General features: G+C 69.4%; 15 protein-coding genes. 7 read left to right on the top strand and 8 right to left on the bottom strand.

Annotated elements, in window-relative coordinates; all coding sequences use genetic code 11:
- Window positions 1-203: 203 nt before the first annotated feature.
- Both AC1RRS_RS17845 and AC1RRS_RS17840 read left to right on the top strand, forming a co-directional pair.
- The gene (locus tag AC1RRS_RS17845; protein ID WP_492856280.1) at window positions 204-2219 is read left to right on the top strand and encodes an AsmA family protein; all 2016 of its coding nucleotides are present in this window, start codon (window positions 204-206) and stop codon (window positions 2217-2219) included.
- A gap of 85 nt (window positions 2220-2304) precedes the next feature.
- Window positions 2305-2997 (top strand): imm11 family protein, encoded by a 693-nt coding sequence (locus AC1RRS_RS17840; protein ID WP_492856279.1) that lies wholly within the window; start codon window positions 2305-2307, stop codon window positions 2995-2997.
- Here AC1RRS_RS17840 and AC1RRS_RS17835 read toward each other — a convergent pair.
- Entirely contained in the window at window positions 2981-4474 is a 1494-nt protein-coding gene (locus AC1RRS_RS17835) for a CYTH and CHAD domain-containing protein (protein WP_492856278.1), read from the bottom strand. The two genes, AC1RRS_RS17840 and AC1RRS_RS17835, sit on opposite strands and share 17 nt — an antisense overlap.
- A gap of 108 nt (window positions 4475-4582) precedes the next feature.
- Between AC1RRS_RS17835 and bioB the strand changes: the two genes are divergently transcribed.
- Window positions 4583-5611: a biotin synthase BioB gene (gene bioB, locus AC1RRS_RS17830; protein WP_492856277.1), complete on the top strand. Its 1029-nt coding sequence runs from the start codon at window positions 4583-4585 to the stop codon at window positions 5609-5611.
- 190 nt (window positions 5612-5801) lie between these two features.
- A complete protein-coding gene (locus AC1RRS_RS17825; protein WP_492856276.1) occupies window positions 5802-8555 on the top strand; it encodes a M16 family metallopeptidase in 2754 nt (917 codons plus the stop codon).
- Between the two features lie 229 nt (window positions 8556-8784).
- Here the strand turns inward: AC1RRS_RS17825 and AC1RRS_RS17820 are convergent, their stop codons facing one another.
- The 5 genes from AC1RRS_RS17820 to chvI all read right to left on the bottom strand — a co-directional run bounded on the left by AC1RRS_RS17820 (window position 8785) and on the right by chvI (window position 12311).
- Window positions 8785-9063, bottom strand: a complete 279-nt coding sequence (locus AC1RRS_RS17820; protein WP_110119891.1) for an HPr family phosphocarrier protein — start codon at window positions 9061-9063, stop codon at window positions 8785-8787.
- On the bottom strand, window positions 9060-9464 hold the full coding sequence (locus tag AC1RRS_RS17815; RefSeq protein ID WP_058348726.1) for a PTS sugar transporter subunit IIA: 405 nt from the start codon (window positions 9462-9464) through the stop codon (window positions 9060-9062). The genes AC1RRS_RS17820 and AC1RRS_RS17815 overlap by 4 nt, the downstream gene beginning before the upstream one ends.
- A 75-nt stretch (window positions 9465-9539) precedes the next feature.
- Window positions 9540-9974: an HPr kinase/phosphorylase gene (locus AC1RRS_RS17810; RefSeq protein WP_492856275.1), complete on the bottom strand. Its 435-nt coding sequence runs from the start codon at window positions 9972-9974 to the stop codon at window positions 9540-9542.
- Window positions 9971-11632: a two-component sensor histidine kinase ChvG gene (chvG, locus tag AC1RRS_RS17805; RefSeq protein WP_492856274.1), complete on the bottom strand. Its 1662-nt coding sequence runs from the start codon at window positions 11630-11632 to the stop codon at window positions 9971-9973. Before chvG ends, AC1RRS_RS17810 begins: the two co-directional genes overlap by 4 nt.
- The gene (chvI, locus tag AC1RRS_RS17800) at window positions 11601-12311 is read right to left on the bottom strand and encodes a two-component response regulator ChvI (protein WP_487290184.1); all 711 of its coding nucleotides are present in this window, start codon (window positions 12309-12311) and stop codon (window positions 11601-11603) included. Before chvI ends, chvG begins: the two co-directional genes overlap by 32 nt.
- A gap of 301 nt (window positions 12312-12612) precedes the next feature.
- Between chvI and AC1RRS_RS17795 the strand changes: the two genes are divergently transcribed.
- From AC1RRS_RS17795 to AC1RRS_RS17785, 3 genes are all read left to right on the top strand, one after another.
- Window positions 12613-14319 carry a hypothetical protein gene (locus tag AC1RRS_RS17795; RefSeq protein WP_492856273.1) on the top strand — a complete coding sequence of 569 codons (1707 nt, stop codon included), beginning with the start codon at window positions 12613-12615 and terminating at the stop codon, window positions 14317-14319.
- 71 nt (window positions 14320-14390) lie between these two features.
- Window positions 14391-14702 (top strand): EthD family reductase, encoded by a 312-nt coding sequence (locus AC1RRS_RS17790; RefSeq protein ID WP_492856272.1) that lies wholly within the window; start codon window positions 14391-14393, stop codon window positions 14700-14702.
- 66 nt (window positions 14703-14768) lie between these two features.
- Complete coding sequence (locus AC1RRS_RS17785; protein WP_492856271.1) at window positions 14769-15080, top strand: EthD family reductase; 312 nt, start codon at window positions 14769-14771, stop codon at window positions 15078-15080.
- A 200-nt stretch (window positions 15081-15280) separates the two neighbouring features.
- On the opposite strand, the gene pseC is transcribed toward AC1RRS_RS17785, so the two are convergent.
- Both pseC and pseB read right to left on the bottom strand, forming a co-directional pair.
- Window positions 15281-16444 (bottom strand): UDP-4-amino-4,6-dideoxy-N-acetyl-beta-L-altrosamine transaminase, encoded by a 1164-nt coding sequence (pseC, locus tag AC1RRS_RS17780; protein WP_492856270.1) that lies wholly within the window; start codon window positions 16442-16444, stop codon window positions 15281-15283.
- Window positions 16444-17481 carry a UDP-N-acetylglucosamine 4,6-dehydratase (inverting) gene (pseB, locus tag AC1RRS_RS17775; protein WP_487290188.1) on the bottom strand — a complete coding sequence of 346 codons (1038 nt, stop codon included), beginning with the start codon at window positions 17479-17481 and terminating at the stop codon, window positions 16444-16446. Before pseB ends, pseC begins: the two co-directional genes overlap by 1 nt.
- Window positions 17482-17575 lie beyond the last annotated feature (94 nt).

The following is a 17575-nucleotide window of genomic DNA, read 5'->3' as shown; positions in this document are numbered from 1 at the left end:
CGCCTTCGTGGCGGCCGCCGTCATCGTGGGCAGCCTGAAGCTCGTCTACTAAACGGGCCTCCTAAACGGGGGCGAACAGCTCGCCTTGGAACGAAACGGCGCCGCCCACGCGTTGTAGGCGGATGCCGGAAGGTTCCGTTACGCCACCGCCGCCGCCTCCGCCCGAGGCCACCGCCACGCCGCGACGCCGCTCGTGGCGCGCCTTGCCGCGCGCCGCGCGCTGGGGGATCGGCGCGGCGCTGCTGATCCTGGCGGCGATCATCGCCTTCGTCGTCTGGTTCGACTGGAACATGCTGCGCGGCCCGGTCGGCCGCTTCGCCTCGGCCCAGTTGCACCGCGAAGTGCGGATCGACGGCGACCTGCGCGTCCATCCCTGGTCGTTCTCGCCCAAGGCCGAGGCCTACGGCCTCTATCTCGGCCAGCCCGACTGGGCGCCCAAGACCGGTCCGCAGGCCGGACACATGGCCCGGGTCGACCGGGTGGCGGTACAGATCAAGCTGCTGCCGCTTCTGAAGGGCGACGTCATCCTGCCGCTGGTGGCCGTGGACCGGCCCGACGTGCGCCTGCTGCGCGAGGCCTCGGGCCGCGCCAACTGGACCTTCGGCGATCCGAACAAGAAGAGCACGAAGCCGCTGAAGCTGCCGGCGATCCAGCACTTCGTGATCAACGAGGGCAATCTGCGGGTCGAGGACCGCTCGCGCGACGTGCTGTTCATCGGCACGGTCAGCTCGAACGAACACGCCAGCGGCGACGGCAAGGGCCGCTTCGTGCTGGAGGGCAAGGGCCAGTATAACCGCTCGCCGTTCCTGGCGCGGGTGACCGGCGGCCCGCTGCTGAACATCTCGCCGAGCCGCCCCTACCCGTTCGACGCCAAGGTCAGCGCCGGCTCGACCCAGGTCAGCGCCGAGGGCTCGATCACCAAGCCGTTCGACCTGGGCCGCTTCGAAAGCGACCTGACGGTGGCCGGCAGCGACCTGAACCGGCTCTACGGCCTGACCGGCCTGACCCTGCCCAACACCCCGCCCTACAGGATCAGCGGCCACCTGGTGCGCAAGGGCGGCCGGTTCGACTTCGAGAAGCTGAACGGCCGGATCGGCGACAGCGACGTCAGCGGCGACCTCTTCGTGCTGGTCGACCGCGAGCGGCCCTATCTGGAGGCTGATCTGCGGTCGAAGCGCCTCGACTTCGACGACCTGGGCAGCCTGGTCGGCGCCGCGCCGGCCACGGGCCGGGGCGAGACCGCCTCGGCCGGCCAGAAGGTTGAGGCCGGCCAACGCGAGGCCACCGGCCGCCTGCTGCCCGACGCCACCCTGCAGACCGACCGCGTGCGGGCCATGGACGCCAAGGTCACCTACCGCGCCCTGGCGGTGAACGCGCCGAACCTCCCCCTGCAGAAGGTCAGGTTGGACCTGACGCTCGATAAGGGCGTGCTGAACATGGACCCGATCGCCTTCACCTTCTCGCGCGGCGATCTCGCGGGCAAGGTGCGGCTGGACGCGCGGCCCAACGTGCCGGTCACCGACCTCGACCTGCGCCTGACCAACGCCAAGCTTGAGGACTTCATTCCGCTGAAGAGCGGCGGCAAGCCGGCCATCGAGGGCGGCATCGTCGCCCGGGCCAAGCTGCGCGGCGTCGGCAATTCGGTGCACCGCGCCGCGGCCTCGTCGAACGGCACGGTGACCCTGGTCGCCCCCAAGGGCCAGGTGCGCCAGGCCTTCGCGGAGCTCTTGGGGGTCAACGCCTCCAAGGGCCTGCTGATGCTGCTGTCGAAGGACACCAAGGAGACCAGCCTGCGCTGCGCCGTGGCCAGTTTCGACGTCAGGAACGGGGTGATGCGCGCCGACAAGATCATCGCCGACACCGGCGTGGTCCTGGCCAAGGGCGAGGGCACCATCAACCTGGAGACCGAGCGCCTGGACCTGCAGATCGAGGGCGACAGCAAGAAGCCGCGCCTGGTGCGGCTGTTCATCCCGATCGAGATCAAGGGTCCTCTGGGCGCGCCCCGCATCAGCCTGCAGACCAGCGGGGCCTTCGCCCAGGGCGGCGTCGCCGCGGCGCTGGGCTCGCTGATCAACCCGCTGGCCGCCATCCTGCCGTTCGTGACGCCGGGCCTGGAAAAGGACGCCGACTGCGCCTCGCTGGTGGCGCAGGCCCGCGGCGACGGCGTGGCGGTGCGCACGACCCAGACCACCCAGGCCGGACCGAAGAAGGGCAAATAGAAACGGCCGCGATTGCCATCGCCCAGACTGCACTTAAGATGGAAGCTCCACTTAGGATGGAGCCTTCACTGCGGAAGGGCGAGAGATGGGAGAAACGGCCGCGGCCTCCTCGCGCCTCTATTCAGTAATGCCGGTCTGGCCGGGCAAAACCGATCCGCGCATCAGATGGCTGTATCCCGACGGCGAACTGGGATGGATGCGCGAAGTCCCCGCCGGACCGATCGCTCACCCTGGGGGCCAGGCCTATCAGCCCGGAACCGGCTTTCCGGAAGGCTTCGCGCCGCCTGTGTTGCTGGCGCCGCGAAAGGTCCGCTCGGCGACCAGGCCCGGCTTGCCGATCGCCGACATCGACGGCTCGGCGGGCAGCCGGTTCTGGGTGGTTTCCGACCGCGCCCGAAGCTTCTTCCTCGCAAGCGATCCCGAGGCGTTCCGCTTTCACCCGCTCGACGTCGCCCTTGATGAGGGCGGTCCCTACGATGGCCCCCGCTACTGGTTGTGCGATGTGGTCAGGTATCTGGACGCGCTGGACCACGACCGAACCCAATGCATCCAGTCCGAGTATCCAGGCATGCGGTTTGTCGAGCCGAACCCCTTTGGGAAGGTCTACGCCAGGCGCGACATGGTCGGCGAGGCTCAGATCTTCCGCCCGCTGCTGAGCCACAAAATCTATTGCTCGGGCGATTTCCGTAACCGGTTCAAGGCGTCAGGCCTCATCGGGGGCTTCGCCGCGGTCGGCGTGATTTCAGGCGACCAGCCGGTCCTCACCAGAACGGCTTGAGGTCGGCCAGGTCGTCCAGCGCCGCCTTGGCCTCGCGGGTCAGGCTCTCCGTTCCTTCCGGCGCGGCCGACAGGCGACCGGCGGCGTAGGCGGCTTCGGGGTCGCCGTCGGCCAGGGCGGCGGCGCGGGCCAGGTCCGCGCCCAGGCTGGCGTCGTTTAGGCCGCCCAGCGCGTCCTGCATCTGGCGGGTCGCCGCCGACCACCGCTCCAGCCGCTTGGGATGATCGGGGAACAGCGGGGCCAGGGCGTCGATGGCGTAACGCAGGCCCTTGCCGCGGATGCGCAAGGCGTGGCGGGCCTCGATGTCGAGGGCGTCGAAGTCCTCGCCGCGCTTCAGCACGTCCTTGGCCAGCTTGTTCAGCTGTTTGGTCGCGAAGGCCTTGGCCGGCGCGCGGCGGGCCTCGGCGCGCTCGGGATCCTCCAGCCAGTCGCCGGTCTCCAGCCAGGCGGCGATGTCGAGCGCCAGCGGGCCGAAGCGCTCCGGCTGGGCGGCGTCGACCGCGCGGGCATAGGCGCCCTGCTGGGCTTCGACCAGGGCCTTGCCCAACGCCCCCAGACCCTCGACCGGCTGCGGATCGGCGGACACCGCCGGACGCCAGACGCCGGCGATATAGACGTCGAGGTCGCGGGCCGGGCCCAGGGCGTCGGCCAGGGCCTTCAGCGCCTCGAGCGCCGGCGTCGCGGCCAGCTTGCCGGTCAGCGGCCGGAAGAGCTTGATCAGGGCGCGCAGCCGGCGGGCGGCGACGCGCAGTTCGTGCACCGCTTCGGGCCCCGGGAGGTCGGCCAGGGTCTCGGCGGCGACGCACAGACGGCCCAGCGCGGTGTTGCCCAGGGCCTGGAAGGCCTCGGCGGCGGTCATGTCGGGCCGCAGCACGGCCGCCTCGCGCCGCGCCGACGGCGTCTCGCCCAGGGCCAGGGCGTAGCCGCGCTCGGCCTTGCTGACGAGGGAAAGGCGCAGGGGCGCGTGGGCCATCAGGTCGCGGGCCAGGGCGAACAGGGCGGCGGGCGCGCCGGTCTTCAGTTCGAGCTCCAGCTCGCTGACGGCGGCGCGGTCGGTTCCGGCCTGCAGTTCGCCGCGATCCAGCGCCGCTTCGATGGTCGCCCCGCCGTGCTCGACCAGGCGCAGGGTGCGCTCGACCTTGGTGGCGAAGACGGGGGCGAGCACGTCGCCGTTGACGATGCGGCCGGCCGGGGTCTGATCCAGCAGGTCGCGGTCGGGACCGGGTCCGGTGACCGGCGCCTCCCATTCGCCGCGCGCGAACACCCCGCCGGCCGAGGCCGATTTCAGGGTCTGCTTGCGGCCGCCGTCGCCGTCGCGCACCCGCAGGCCGAAGCCCGCCCGGCGCAGGGCGTGGTCGGCGGTGTCGTAATAGGTGGCGTCGAGCCGGCGCACGGCCTCGCGACCGTCCAGACGGGCCAGGACCGCGTCGGAAGCCTCCGGGGCGATCAGGAACTTCAGTTCGATTTCGCGGTCCATCATACGACTATAACCGGCCTGGCGGGGTTTGGCTTCCGCAACGCAACATCGGTGCGCATGCGCGGGCCGTCTTGCCATTCGGATCGCCCAAGTTCAAACCTGCGCGCCATGACGCCGATCAACATCTCCGCACAGCCCCGCCACGACTGGACCCTTTCCGAGGTCGAGGCCCTGTTCGCCCTGCCGTTCATGGAGCTGGTGTTCGAGGCCGCGCGCGTTCACCGCGCCTGGTTCGACCCTTCCGAGATGCAGCTGTCGCAGCTGCTGTCGGTCAAGACCGGCGGCTGCGCCGAGAACTGCGGCTACTGCAGCCAGAGCGCCCACTTCAAGACCGGCCTCAAGGCCGAGAAGCTGATGGAGCCGGCCGTGGTCATCGCCAAGGCCAAGGCCGCCCGCGACGGCGGCGCCCAGCGCTTCTGCATGGGGGCGGCCTGGCGCGAGCTGAAGGACCGTGATCTGCCCAAGCTCGCCGCGATGATCGGCGGGGTGAAGGCGCTGGGCATGGAGACCTGCGCGACCCTGGGCATGCTGACCGCCGAACAGGCCAAGCAGCTGAAGGACGCGGGCCTCGACTACTACAACCACAACCTCGACACCGGCCCGGACTACTACAAGGACGTGGTGACGACCCGCACCTACCAGGAGCGTCTCGACACCCTGGCCTATGTGCGCGACGCGGGCATGAGCACCTGCTGCGGCGGCATCGTCGGCATGGGCGAGACCCGCCGCGACCGCGCCGGCCTGCTGCACCAGCTGGCCACCCTGCCCTCGCATCCCGACAGCCTGCCGATCAACGGCCTGGTCCCCATCAGCGGCACGCCGCTGGGCGACCAGATCCTGGCGGAAGGCGAAAAGGCCATCGACTCCATCGAGTTCGTGCGCACCATCGCCGTCGCCCGCCTCGTCTGCCCGAAAGCCATGGTCCGCCTGTCGGCCGGCCGCGAAGGCATGAACCGCGAATTGCAGGCCCTGTGCTTCATGGCCGGCGCCAACTCGATCTTCGTCGGCGGCAAGCTGCTGACCACGCCCCTGCCGGACATGGACGACGACAGCCGCCTGTTCCACGACCTCGACCTCAAGCCGATGGTCATGGTGAAGGCCGAGGTCGCGGCTCCAGAAGCAATTCCCGCGGAGTAACTCTCTCCGTGAAATCCCCGCCTTCGCGGGGATTTCACGGGTGAGGGTGAGCGACAAGCCCACCCCCAAGCTCGAGCATTTCTGGACGAAATTTAATCCGGCGGCGCACGCCGCTCGCTTGTCCCGGAGGCCCCGCAACCTATGGTGCGGGGCATCTTCGCTTTTGCGCGAAACCTATTCGGGGCCTTTCATGAAGCTGTTCGCCTCCGCCGCCGTCGCGGCGTTGCTCCTCGCCAACCCCGTGCTGGCCCAAGCCGCGCCAAAGCCGGCGGCCAAGGTCACCGGCCAGCTGGCCCAGCTGCCCGAAGTCGACATCCCCTACAGCAAGTTCGTGCTGCCCAACGGCCTGACCGTGATCGTCCACGAGGACCACAAGGCCCCGATCGTGGCCGTGAACGTCTGGTACCACGTCGGCTCCAAGAACGAGCCCAAGCGCCGCACGGGCTTCGCCCACCTCTTCGAGCACCTGATGTTCAACGGCTCGGAGAACTTCAACGACGACTGGTTCAAGGCGCTGGAGAAGCTGGGCGCCACCGACATGAACGGCACCACCAACACCGACCGCACCAACTACTTCCAGAACGTGCCGACCGCGGCCCTGGACCAGGTGCTGTGGCTGGAAAGCGACCGCATGGGCCACCTCGTCGGCGCCATCGACAAGGCCCGCCTCGACGAGCAGCGCGGCGTCGTCCAGAACGAGAAGCGCCAGGGCCAGAACCAGCCCTACGGCCAGGTCTGGGACGTGATCACCGCCAGCACCTACGACGCCGACCACCCCTACGGCCACACGGTCATCGGCGAGATGGAGGACCTCGACGCGGCCTCGCTGGACGACGTCAAGGACTGGTTCAAGAACTACTACGGCCCGGCCAACGCCACCCTCGTGCTGGCTGGCGACATCACCCCGGCCGAGGCAAAAGCCAAGGTCGAGAAGTACTTCGGCGACATCCCCTCGGGCCCGCCCCTCACCCACCAGAAGGCCTGGGTGGCCAAGCGCACCGGCAGCCAGCGCGCCGACATGCAGGACCGCGTGCCCCAGGCCCGGATCTACAAGGTCTGGAACGTGCCGGAATACGGCGCGGCCGACATCGACTACCTGGATCTGCTCAGCGACGTGCTGGTCTCCGACAAGACCTCGCGCCTCTACAAGCGCCTCGTCTACACCGACCAGATCGCCACCAATGTCGGCGCCACCGTCTCGACCAGCGAGATCGGCAGCCAGTTCCTGGTCATCCTGACGGTCAAGCCGGGCGGCGACCCGGCGGCGGTCGAGAAGGCCTTCGACGAGGAGTTCCAGCGCCTGCTGCGCGACGGCCCCACCCCCGAGGAGGTGGCCAAGGTCCGCACCCTGCACCTGTCGAACTTCGTGCGCGGCGTCGAGCGGATCGGCGGCTTCGGCGGCAAGTCCGACATCCTGGCCGAAAGCCAAGTCTTCCTCGGATCGCCGGACGCCTACAAGGAGAGCCTTGAGCGCGTTCGGGGGGCCACGGCGGCCCAGCTGCAGACGGCCGGCAAGACCTGGCTGACCGACGGCGACTTCACCCTGACGGTGACGCCGTTCCCGACCTATACGACCACGCCGGGCGTCGATCGCAAGACCATGCCCGAGGTCGGCGCGACCAAGGCCCCGGCCTTCGTCAAGCTCGAGCGCGCCACCCTGTCGAACGGCGTCAAGGTGATCCTGGCCGAGCGCCACGAGACGCCGCAGATCCGCATGAACATGGTGTTCGACGCCGGCGTCGCCGCCAGCGCCGGCGACAAGGCGGGCCTGACCGGCGTGGCCACCAGCATGCTGACCGAAGGCACGACGCATCGCGACGGCCTGACCATCAGCCGCGAACTGGCCCAGCTGGGCGCGGGCGTCGGCTCGGGCAGCGGCCTGGACTTCACGCAGGTCACCCTGAACACCCTGACCACCACCCTCGACCCGGCCCTGGCGATCTATGCCGACGTGCTGCAGAACCCGGCCTTCAAGCCCGAGGACCTCGACCGGTTCAAGAAGCAGAACATCGCCGCCATCCAGCAGGCCAAGCAGAACCCTCAGGCGATGTCGGGCCGCATCCTGCCGGTCCTGACCTACGGCGCGGGCTCGCCCTACGGCCAGCTGACGACCGAGGCCTCGATCGCCTCGATCACCCGCGACGACCTGGTGCGCTTCCAGAAGACCTGGCTGCAGCCGCAGGGCGCCACCCTGGTCGTGGTGGGCGACACCACCCTGGCCGAACTTCTGCCCAAGCTGGAAGCCCAGCTGGGCGGCTGGAAGGGCGCCCAGACCAAGTCCAAGCCGCCGGTGGTCGCCGCCCCCGCCAAGGCCGCCGTCTACCTGATCGACAAGCCCGGGGCCCAACAGTCGGTGATCGCCGCCGGCGACCTGCTGCCGCCGCGCGATCCGTCAGAGCAAGCCGCGCTGGACACCTTCAACACGGTGTTCGGCGGCGACTTCGTCTCGCGCCTGAACATGAACCTGCGCGAGGACAAGCACTGGTCGTACGGCGCCTCGTCGGGCGTGCGCGACGCCCGCGGCTCGCGCCTGTTCCTGATCCGCGCGCCGGTGCAGACCGACAAGACCGCCGAGTCCTTCGTCGAGGCCCGCAAGGAGCTGACCGAAATCATCGGCGCGCGCCCGATCACCCCGGCCGAGCTGGCCAAGGCCCAGAACAGCCTGACCCTGTCGATGCCCGGCAACTGGGAGACCGGCGACGCCGTGGCCGGCTCGATCGGCGAGCTGGTCAATTACGGCCTGCCCGACAGCTATTTCGACAACTATCCGGCCGACGTGCGGGCGGTGACCATCGACAGCGCCACGGCGGCGGCGAAGAAGGCGATCAAGCCGGACGAGCTGGTCTGGGTGATCGTCGGCGACCGCGCCGTCGTCGAACCCAAGCTCAAGGCCCTGAAGCTCGACATCCAGGTGATCGACGCCGACGGCAAGCCGGTGAAGTAGGGGTTCGCAAGAGCCGAACATGCGAAGGGCGGCCTCTCGGGGCCGCCCTTTTGCTTTTGCGCCTATTTTCTCCCGTCATTCCCGCCCTCGTGGCGGGAAACCCTGGTTCCGCTCGCATGTGAGGCGCAAGCGGATCGCCAGCGATCCGCCTCATCCGCACCTGCGGCTGACAGAGGGGTTCTCGCCACAAGGGCGAGAATGACGGGATTTTGGGAGGAGGCCGGAAGCCTCAGCGCTCCTCGTCGAACCGGTTTCCGACCAGCTCCACCAGCGCATCCACGGCGGCTTCGGCTTCGGGGCCTTCGGCGGCGATGTCGATGGTCGAGCCGATGCCGGCGGCCAGCATCATCAGGCCCATGATCGAGCGGGCGTCGACGCTGGAGCCCTCGCGGGCGACCTTGACCTCGGCGTCGAAGCCCGAGGCCAGCTTGACGAACTTGGCCGAAGCCCGGGCGTGCAGCCCGCGCTCGTTGACGATCTCGACCGTGGCTGTCGCCGTTCGACTCATTTTTCTCCCGCCAGCACGTAGGAGGCCACGGAGATGTATTTCCGTCCAGCCTCCTGGGCGTGGGCGACGCAGGCGTCGAGGTCGTCGCGGGTGCGCACGCTGGCCAGCTTGATCAGCATCGGCAGGTTCAGGCCGGCGATGACCTCGGCCTTGGTCTGCTCCATGACCGAGATGGCCAGGTTGCTGGGCGTGCCGCCGAACATGTCGGTCAGCAGAATGACCCCGGCGCCGTCGTCGACGGCGGCGCAAGCCTTCAGAATGTCCGACCGGCGACGCTCCATGTCGTCTTCCGGCCCGATGCAGATGGCCTTCACCGCGGTCTGCGGCCCCACCACATGCTCCATGGCGGAAACGAATTCCTCCGCCAATCGCCCGTGCGTGACGATCACGAGCCCGATCATGCCTGGTCTCTCAAACGGGATCCCCTTCGCCCGAAACGGCAGGGAGGCGCCGCGCGGGCCGCCTTGATACGCTTGTTAGGGAGCGACTCCAAGATGCTCCAGCATGCGTGCGATCTTCGTCGGAGCGGCGGGTTCGAGCGGCCACAGGTCGAAGACGGGTACGGAAACGCCCAAAACCACTTCAAACCGAGGCTCGGGCAGGCGTTCGACGCGTTCCGGGGCCTCGACGCAGCGCACCACCAGCGTGATCTCGGCGAGGCGCAAAGCCGGCTCGGAGACCACGCCGAAGCCCCGGATCTCGACCAGACCGGCCAGAGGATCGGGCGCGCGGCCGTAGAGCCGGCCGTCGGAAGCGAAGGTCACCACCCTATCGTCGGCGACCAGGCGAAAGCCCGCCTCCAGGGTCCGCAGGGCCAGATCGCTCTTTCCCGCGCCCGAGGCCCCTTGGATCAGCGCCCCGCGCCAGCGGCCGCCGACCAGGCGGGCCACCAGCCCGGCGTGGCGGATCACTCGCGGCCCCCATGGCCGTGGCCATGATTGTGATGGCCGTCGCGATGCTCGGGCAGTTCGACCACGAACCGCGCGCCGATCACCTTGCCGGTCTCGTCCTGGCGGTTCTCGGCGTGGATCCTGCCGCCGTGCGCCTCGACGATCTGGCGGGCGATCGACAGGCCCAGGCCTGAATTGCCGCCGAACGCCCGGCCCTTGGGCCGCGAGGTGTAGAAGCGCTCGAAGATGGTCTCCAGATTGTCGGCCGGAATGCCCGGGCCGTCGTCCTCGACCGTCGTCGTCAGCCGGCCGTTCTGGCGGACCAGCCCGACCCGCACCTCGCCGTCGCCGGCGCTGAACGAGCGGGCGTTGTCGATCAGGTTGCGGAACACCTGGCCCACGGGGATCTCCCGCGCCAGCACCCGGACCGGACCGGTCGGCAGGCCGGCCAGCGCCACACGGACGCTGAACGGCGGCTCCTCGCCGCGCACCTGGCCCTGATAGATGGCCGCCGTCTCGGTCAGCAGGCGGGCCAGATCGATCGGCCGCGGCGCCTCGCGCGACAGTTCCGCATCGAGCCTGGAGGCGTTGGAGATGTCGGTGACCAGGCGATCCAGCCGCCCGACGTCCTGTTGCAGGATGCCGAGCAGGCGCTGGCGGGCCTTGGGCTCGGTGACGAGGTCCAGGGTCTCGATGGCCGAACGGATCGAGGTCAGGGGGTTCTTGATCTCGTGGGCCACGTCGGCGGCGAACCGCTCGATGGCCCCCATCCGCTCGGACAGGGCCTCGGTCATTTCTTCAAGGGATCGGGAAAGGTCGCCGATCTCGTCGTTGCGGCGCGAGATGTCGGGCAGGCTGATGGCCCGCGCGCCCTCCAGGCGCACGTGGTCGGCGGCCCGGGCCATGCGCAGCACCGGCTGGGCCACCAGGCGGTGCAGCAGCACGCTCGACACCAGCACCGCGCCCACGGCCACCAGCACGAAGGGCAGCAGGGCCTTGCGCTCGGCGGTGATGATCTCGTCGACGTCGCCGGCCTCGACGGTCAGCACGCCCAGGACCGCCCGGACGTGCTGGATCGGAATCGACACCGACACCACCCGCTCGCCGTTCTCGGCCACGCGCTGCTGCTTGACCGTCTCGCCCATACGGGCGCGGGCGATCTCCTGCTCGAACTCGGCGCGGGCGCGCTCCAGGGCGCGGGGCTTGGCGTCCTTGTCCTGCAGCGACAGCCGGAAGCCGTTGTCGCCGGCCTTGCGGGCGGGCGGCAGCACCTTCCACTCGACGCGGTCCTCGACGAGGTAGGAGTCGGCCAGCAGCCGGCCCTGGCCGTCATAGAGGCGGGCGCGCTGCGAATGGCCGGCGAAGAACGATTGCAGGATGTCGTTGGCCGCCGCCACGTCGAGCGCCGGCTCGGGCTCGCCCACGGTGGCGGCCCGTTCGATGATGTTGGCGATCAGTTCGCCCTGGGTGCTGAGGCTGTCGATCCGCGCGTTGATCAGGCCGTTGCGCAGCTCGTTGAGCACGAGGGCGCCGACCACCAGGATGGCCAGCGCAAGCAGATTCAGGCCGATGATCAGCCGCCCCAGCCGCGAAGCGCGCGGCCAGGCCAGCCGGCGCCGCTCGCGCGGCGCCGGGTCGGGACCCGGCTCAGGCCTCGCGGTAGCGGTAGCCGACGCCATACAGGGTTTCGATGGAATCGAACTCGGGGTCCACCTGGCGGAACTTCTTGCGCATCCGCTTGATGTGGCTGTCGATGGTGCGGTCGTCGACATAGACCTGATCGTCGTAGGCGGCGTCCATCAGGTTGTCGCGGCTCTTCACGAAGCCGGGACGCTGGGCCAGCGATTGCAGCAGCAGGAACTCGGTGACCGTCAGGCGCACCGGCTTGCCGTCCCACAGGCTGTCGTGGCGGGCCGGGTCGAGCGTCAGCTTGCCGCGCTTCATCATCTTCGAGCCGGCGGCGCCGGCGGCCGGGGCCGCGGGATCCTCTTCCTCGGGACGGGCGCGACGCAGCACGGCCTTCACCCGCTCGAGCAGCAGGCGCTGGCTGAACGGCTTGTGCATGTAGTCGTCGGCGCCGAGGTTGAAGCCGAGGATCTCGTCGATCTCGTCGTCCTTCGAGGTCAGCATGATGACCGGCGTCTCGGTCGACTGGCGCAGGCGGCGCAGCACTTCCATGCCGTCCATGCGCGGCATCTTGACGTCCAGGATGACGAGGTCGGGCGGATTGCTTTCCACCGCCTCGAGCCCGGAGACGCCGTCGTAATAGGCCTTCACCGTGTGGCCATGGCTCTCCAGGGCCAGAGAGACCGAAGCAACGATGTTTTCGTCGTCGTCGATGAGCGTGATCTCGGCCAAGCCGTGTAATCCTCCGAAAATCCGTGGGCCGATCCTATCGACCCTGGCGCTCCGCTACAACGCACGGAGCGGCCAAGCTTTCCATCCGGCCTTTTCGAACCCTATTGCGGCCGGGGCGTGGCGGGCTTGGACACACATGAGGCGTCGATCCGCCGCGCCGATACCAAGCCCGATACGAAGCCCAGTACGAAGCCCAGTACGAAGCCCAGTACGAAGAAAGCGCAAAACACCGGTCTTGGCCCCTCAACCTCGCCTTAAGGTCTCATACGCCATAGTCGAGTCTCAGGAGCCCCATCAGCCCATGAGCGACCAGGTCCATTACGAGCTATTCGTGCGCCGCAAGGTCGGCGCGCAATGGACTCTGGACATGGCCACCGAGATCCGCAGCCACGCCCTGGCCCAGGCCGAGGAGGTTCTGAACTCGGGGCGCGCCGTCGCCGTGCGGGTCTCGAAAGAGACCCTGGACCCCGAAACCCGCGAATATCGCTCCATCTCGATCTTCACCAAGGGCATGGTCGACGGCGGCAAGCCGAAGAAGCCGGTGGAAGAGATGGAGCCGCTGTGCGTGCAGCCGGCCGACCTCTACACGGCCCACGCCCGCGACCGCATCGGCCGCCTGCTGGAAAGCTGGCTGCACCGCCACAAGGCCACGCCTTTCGAACTGCTGCACCGGCCCGACCTGGTCGAGAAGCTGGAAGCCTCCGGCACCGACCTGCAGCACGCCCTGCAGAAGATCGCCATTCCCGAGGCCGAGGCCCGGGGCATGTCGGTCCACGAGCTGATCCGCAATTTCCAGGGCCTGGTCGAGCGCTCGGTCGCCAACCTGATGAAGGCCTTCAAGAAGGGCCAGCTGCCGGACCTGGACAAGGAAGGCTTCGCGAAAGCCGCCGAGCGCCTAGCCGCCGATCCGGACCGCGCCTTCCTGCTGGGGGCCGGCGTCGCCGCCTCGATCGCCCCGGCCAAGGACTGGAGCGAGAAGATCGCCCGCCTGCTCGACTTGGCCGACGCCGCGCCGGCCGAGCCCAAGGCCCGCGCCGCCGCCCTGGCCGCCATCGAGACCCCCCTGGCCGAGATCATCGGCTCCAAGGCCGGCATGGCCGACCTGCTCAACACCGCCGACGACCTGGGCGCCACCCTGGCCGCCATGACCCGCCTCGCCGGCGGGGCGCAGGTCGAGGCGCTGATCCGGATCGAGGCCAGCGTCCGGGCCTGCATGCCCGAGCTGTCCGGCACGGCCAAGCGGCTGGGCCAGTGGCTGACCGGCGACACCTTTCCCACCGTCCGCGCCTCGATCGCCCGCCGGGTGCTCAAGGAGCTGAACGGCGTGCGCCGCCTGAAGCCGACCGACGCCGAGAGCGAGATCGAGCACCTGCGGGCCCTGGCGATGAGCCTGACGGCCGCCGCCGGCCGCATCCTGCCGGCCGAGGACATCACCGCGGCGTTCACCACCCGCTCCAAGACCCTGCTCAACGGCGACTTCATCGAGAGCCTGCTGGGCCGCGACCGCTCGGCGCGCGAAGAGATCGTCATGCTGATCCGCCTGGCCGAGAACGTCATGGGCGCGGTCAACAAGCGCCACGCCGCCCGCTGGCTGTCGGCCAACATCCAGGCGATGCGCTTCGAGAAGGAGATGCGCCAGGGCCCCGACACCCCGTCGGTGAAGCTGGCCGCCCTGGCGGCGCTGCAGAAGTCGCTGATCCGTTCGGGCCTGGTGCCCGAGGACTACCAGCCGCTGTGCGCCAAGCTGGGCGAGGTGGGCGGCATGGTCGAGGCCGACGCCCGCCTGCTGGCCCTGCTGGTCCGCGCGCCCGCGCCCCTGCCTCAGCGCCTGGCCCTGCTGGCCCGCCTGGCCACCGGCGAGGCCGGCCCCACCGGCCCGGTCGCCGACCGCGCCCGCATCGAAGCCCTGAAACTGGCCCGCGCCCCCGAAGCGCGCGAGGCCCTGGCGGCCAGTCCGGAGACGCTGGACCTGCTCAAGGGCCTGGTGCAGCAGCAACAGGCGGCCTGAGGCGCTTCTCCAAGCTTGCCCACGCTCCGGCGAGACCCCAAGTCTCGGGCTCCCGAACCCGGAGCCCATCCATGGCCGTCTTCAGTGTCTTCTACCCCGCCCGCGACGGCGCGAAGTTCGATCATGACTACTACAAGACGGTGCATATCCCGCTGGCGGAGAAGGCCTTCGGGAAGACCGGCCTGGTGAGCTCGACGATCTATCGCGGCGTGCCCGGGCCGGACGGTTCGCCGCCGCCTTTCGTGGCCATGGTGCACCTGACCTTCCGCGACGCCGCCGCGCTGCAGGCCTCGCTCGGCGGCCCCGAGGCCCCGGCGGTCCAGGCCGACGTCGCCAACTTCACCGACATCACGCCGGTGGCCCAGATCAGCGTCGAAGGGTAAAGCGGTTCAAAGCTTCACCGGCGGGCGTGGGCGACCCGCCCCCGCTCGCCCCGCCCGGAACTCGCCATGGCTTTCATCAGCATCGTTTACCCGGCCCGCGACGGCGCGCGCTTCGACCATGACTATTACGCCCGCACCCATATCCGCATGGTGCGCGAGGCCTTGGCGGAGACCGGCCTGCTGGACGCCCGTGTCTATCGCGGGGTGTCGGCCCTGGACGGCGGTCCGGCGCCGTTCGTGGCGATGGCGCACCTGACCTTCCGCGACGAGGCCGCCATGCGCGCCTGCCTGGACAGCCCGGCGGCGCCCGGCCTGCACGCCGACGTCGCCAATTTCACCGACATCGCGCCCGTCATCGAGATCTACGCGGCGGGGTAGAAGCGCCAACCTCTAGGAACCTCTCCCATGGGGAGAGGGAGGGACCCGCGCCGCAGGCGTGGGAGGGTGAGGGGGTACGCCCTCACCGAATAATCCCGAAAATCCTCGCGAGAACGACGGCGCGCGAACGGCCGCCGTCCCTAACCCCTCACCCTCCCAGGCTTCGCCTGGGCCCCTCCCTCTCCCTATGGGAGAGGTTTCTACAGCCCCAGCGCCTTCGCCAGCGCCTCGACCACGCGGTCGACGTCGCTGTCGTCCATGGTCGGATAGAGCGGCAGGGTCAGGCAGCGGTCATACCAGGCGTCGGCGCCGGGCAGATCGGCCAGGCCATACCGGTTCACATAGTAGGGCTGGCGGTGCACGGGGATGTAGTGCACCTGGCTGCCGATCCCTTGCGCCTTCAGGGAGTCCACCACCGCGGCGCGGGTGGTCATGGCGGCTTCGAAGTCGATCAGCACGGTCAGCAGGTGCAGGGCCGGGTTCGACCCGGTCGGACTGGCCGCCAGGGTCACCAGCGGCGACAGCGGGGCCAGCAGCTCGCCGTAGCGGGCCGTCAGGGTCCGCCGACGCTCGACGAAGCGGTCCAGCTTGGCCAGCTGCGAGATGCCCAGGGCGCACAGCACGTCGGGGATGCGATAGTTGAAGCCCAGCTCCGGCATCTCGTAGACCCAGGGCTCGGCGCCGGCCGGGCGCACCATGCCGTGACCGCGCAGGGAGCGGGCCCGCGCCGCCAGGGCCGCGTCATTGGTGGTCAGCATGCCGCCCTCGCCGGTGGCGAGCGTCTTGACCGGATGGAACGAGAAGCTGGCGAAGGCCGAATAGGCGCCGTCACCGACAGGGTGTTCTTCGTTGCCGAAGGTCGCGGTCGAGCCCAGGGCGTGCGGCGCGTCCTCGACCAGCACCGCGCCGGCCGCGCTGGCCATGGCCTTCAGCGCCGGCAGGTCGCAGACGTCGCCGCGCAGATGCACCGGCAGCACGGCCCGCACGCGGCGCTCACCCACGCGGGAGAGGGCGTCGGCCAGGGTGTCGGGGGTCATCAGGCCGCTGGCCGGATCGACGTCGGCGAACACCACCTCGGCCCCGACATAGCGGGCGCAGTTGGCCGTCGCCAGGAAGGTCACCGACGGGGCGATGCAGACGTCGCCCTCGCCGACACCGAGGGCCAGCATGGCCAGGTGCAGGGTGGCGGTGCCGTTGGCCGTGGCGATGGCGTGCTGCGCCCCGACCTTCTGCTTGAACGCCGTCTCGAAGGCCTCGACCGTCGGCCCCGTGGTCAGGAAGTCGGCCCGCAGGGCGGCGGCGACGGCGGCGACGTCGTCGTCCTCGATGGTCTGGCGACCATAGGGGAGGAACGGCTGGGCCATCAGCCCGCCTTTTCCTCCAGCATGGCCAGCAGGCCGTCGGCGCTCAGCCAGTCGTGGTTGTTGTCGCTGCTGTAGGAGAAGTCCTCCGCGACCGGCTTGGCGCCATCGGCCGCCGAATAGGGGACGCGGCCGAACTCGGCGAAGTTGGGCTCGATGGCGAAGCGGTCGTCGAACTCGACGGTCGAGCGCGAGTCGTCGGCGCTGATCATGATCTCGTGCAGCTTCTCGCCGGGACGGATGCCGATGACCTTGATCCCCGCCGTCGGCGACATGGCCTTCACCAGGTCCGGCATGGCCATCGACGGGATCTTGGGCACGAAGATCTCGCCGCCGCGCATCAGGTTCAGCGACGACAGCACGAAGTCGACGCCCTCGGTCAGGGTGATCCAGAAGCGGGTCATGCGCGGATCGGTGATCGGCAGCTCGGTCGCGCCCTGGGCCAGCAGCCGGCGATAGAGCGGCACGACGCTGCCACGCGAACCCACCACGTTGCCGTAGCGGACCACCGCGAAGCGCGTGCCGATGTCGCCCGACAGGTTGTTGGCCGCCACGAAGGTCTTGTCCGAGGCCAGCTTGGTGGCGCCATAGAGGTTGGTCGGGTTGCAGGCCTTGTCGGTCGACAGGGCGATCACCTGCTTCACGCCGTTGTTGAGGCTGGCCCAGACCACGTTCTCGGCGCCCAGCACGTTGGTGTGGATGCATTCGGACGGATTGTACTCGGCGGCCGGCACCTGCTTCAGGGCCGCGGCGTGGATGACGATGTCGACGCCGCGCAGGGCCAGGGTCAGGCGCTCGCGGTCGCGGACGTCGCCGAGAAAGAAGCGCAGCTTGGCGAAGGCGGCCTCGTCGAACTGCTCGCGCAGCTCCAGCTGCATGTCGCTCTGCTTCAGCTCGTCGCGGGAATAGATGATGACCTTCCGCGGGTCCGACAGCCTGAGCACGGTCTCGATGAACCGGCGACCGAACGATCCCGTACCGCCGGTGACCAGGATCACCTTGCCGTCGAGGTCGAGGGTTTGCGGTGAAAAGCGTCCCAAGATCAGCCTCCTCGCGCCCGCCGCGCGCGAAAACGACGCACGGGCAATCCAGGTTAACGCCGTTTGTGACGCACCAGACGTAAAGAGGACGTCA

The sequence above is a fragment of the Caulobacter sp. GW821-FHT12A07 genome, assembly GCF_058807655.1.
This window is presented reverse-complemented; position numbering and strand designations above follow the sequence as displayed.

Coding starts and splice junctions, on each gene's coding strand:
- AC1RRS_RS17790 (WP_492856272.1), top strand. CDS start 14,391: ATGGCCGTCTTCAGTGTCTTCTACCCCGCCCGCGACGGCGCGAAGTTC.
- AC1RRS_RS17835 (WP_492856278.1), bottom strand. CDS start 4,474: ATGGACCGCGAAATCGAACTGAAGTTCCTGATCGCCCCGGAGGCTTCC.
- pseC (WP_492856270.1), bottom strand. CDS start 16,444: ATGGCCCAGCCGTTCCTCCCCTATGGTCGCCAGACCATCGAGGACGAC.
- AC1RRS_RS17785 (WP_492856271.1), top strand. CDS start 14,769: ATGGCTTTCATCAGCATCGTTTACCCGGCCCGCGACGGCGCGCGCTTC.
- bioB (WP_492856277.1), top strand. CDS start 4,583: ATGACGCCGATCAACATCTCCGCACAGCCCCGCCACGACTGGACCCTT.
- AC1RRS_RS17815 (WP_058348726.1), bottom strand. CDS start 9,464: ATGATCGGGCTCGTGATCGTCACGCACGGGCGATTGGCGGAGGAATTC.
- AC1RRS_RS17825 (WP_492856276.1), top strand. CDS start 5,802: ATGAAGCTGTTCGCCTCCGCCGCCGTCGCGGCGTTGCTCCTCGCCAAC.
- chvG (WP_492856274.1), bottom strand. CDS start 11,632: ATGGCGTCGGCTACCGCTACCGCGAGGCCTGAGCCGGGTCCCGACCCG.
- AC1RRS_RS17840 (WP_492856279.1), top strand. CDS start 2,305: ATGGGAGAAACGGCCGCGGCCTCCTCGCGCCTCTATTCAGTAATGCCG.
- AC1RRS_RS17795 (WP_492856273.1), top strand. CDS start 12,613: ATGAGCGACCAGGTCCATTACGAGCTATTCGTGCGCCGCAAGGTCGGC.
- AC1RRS_RS17820 (WP_110119891.1), bottom strand. CDS start 9,063: ATGAGTCGAACGGCGACAGCCACGGTCGAGATCGTCAACGAGCGCGGG.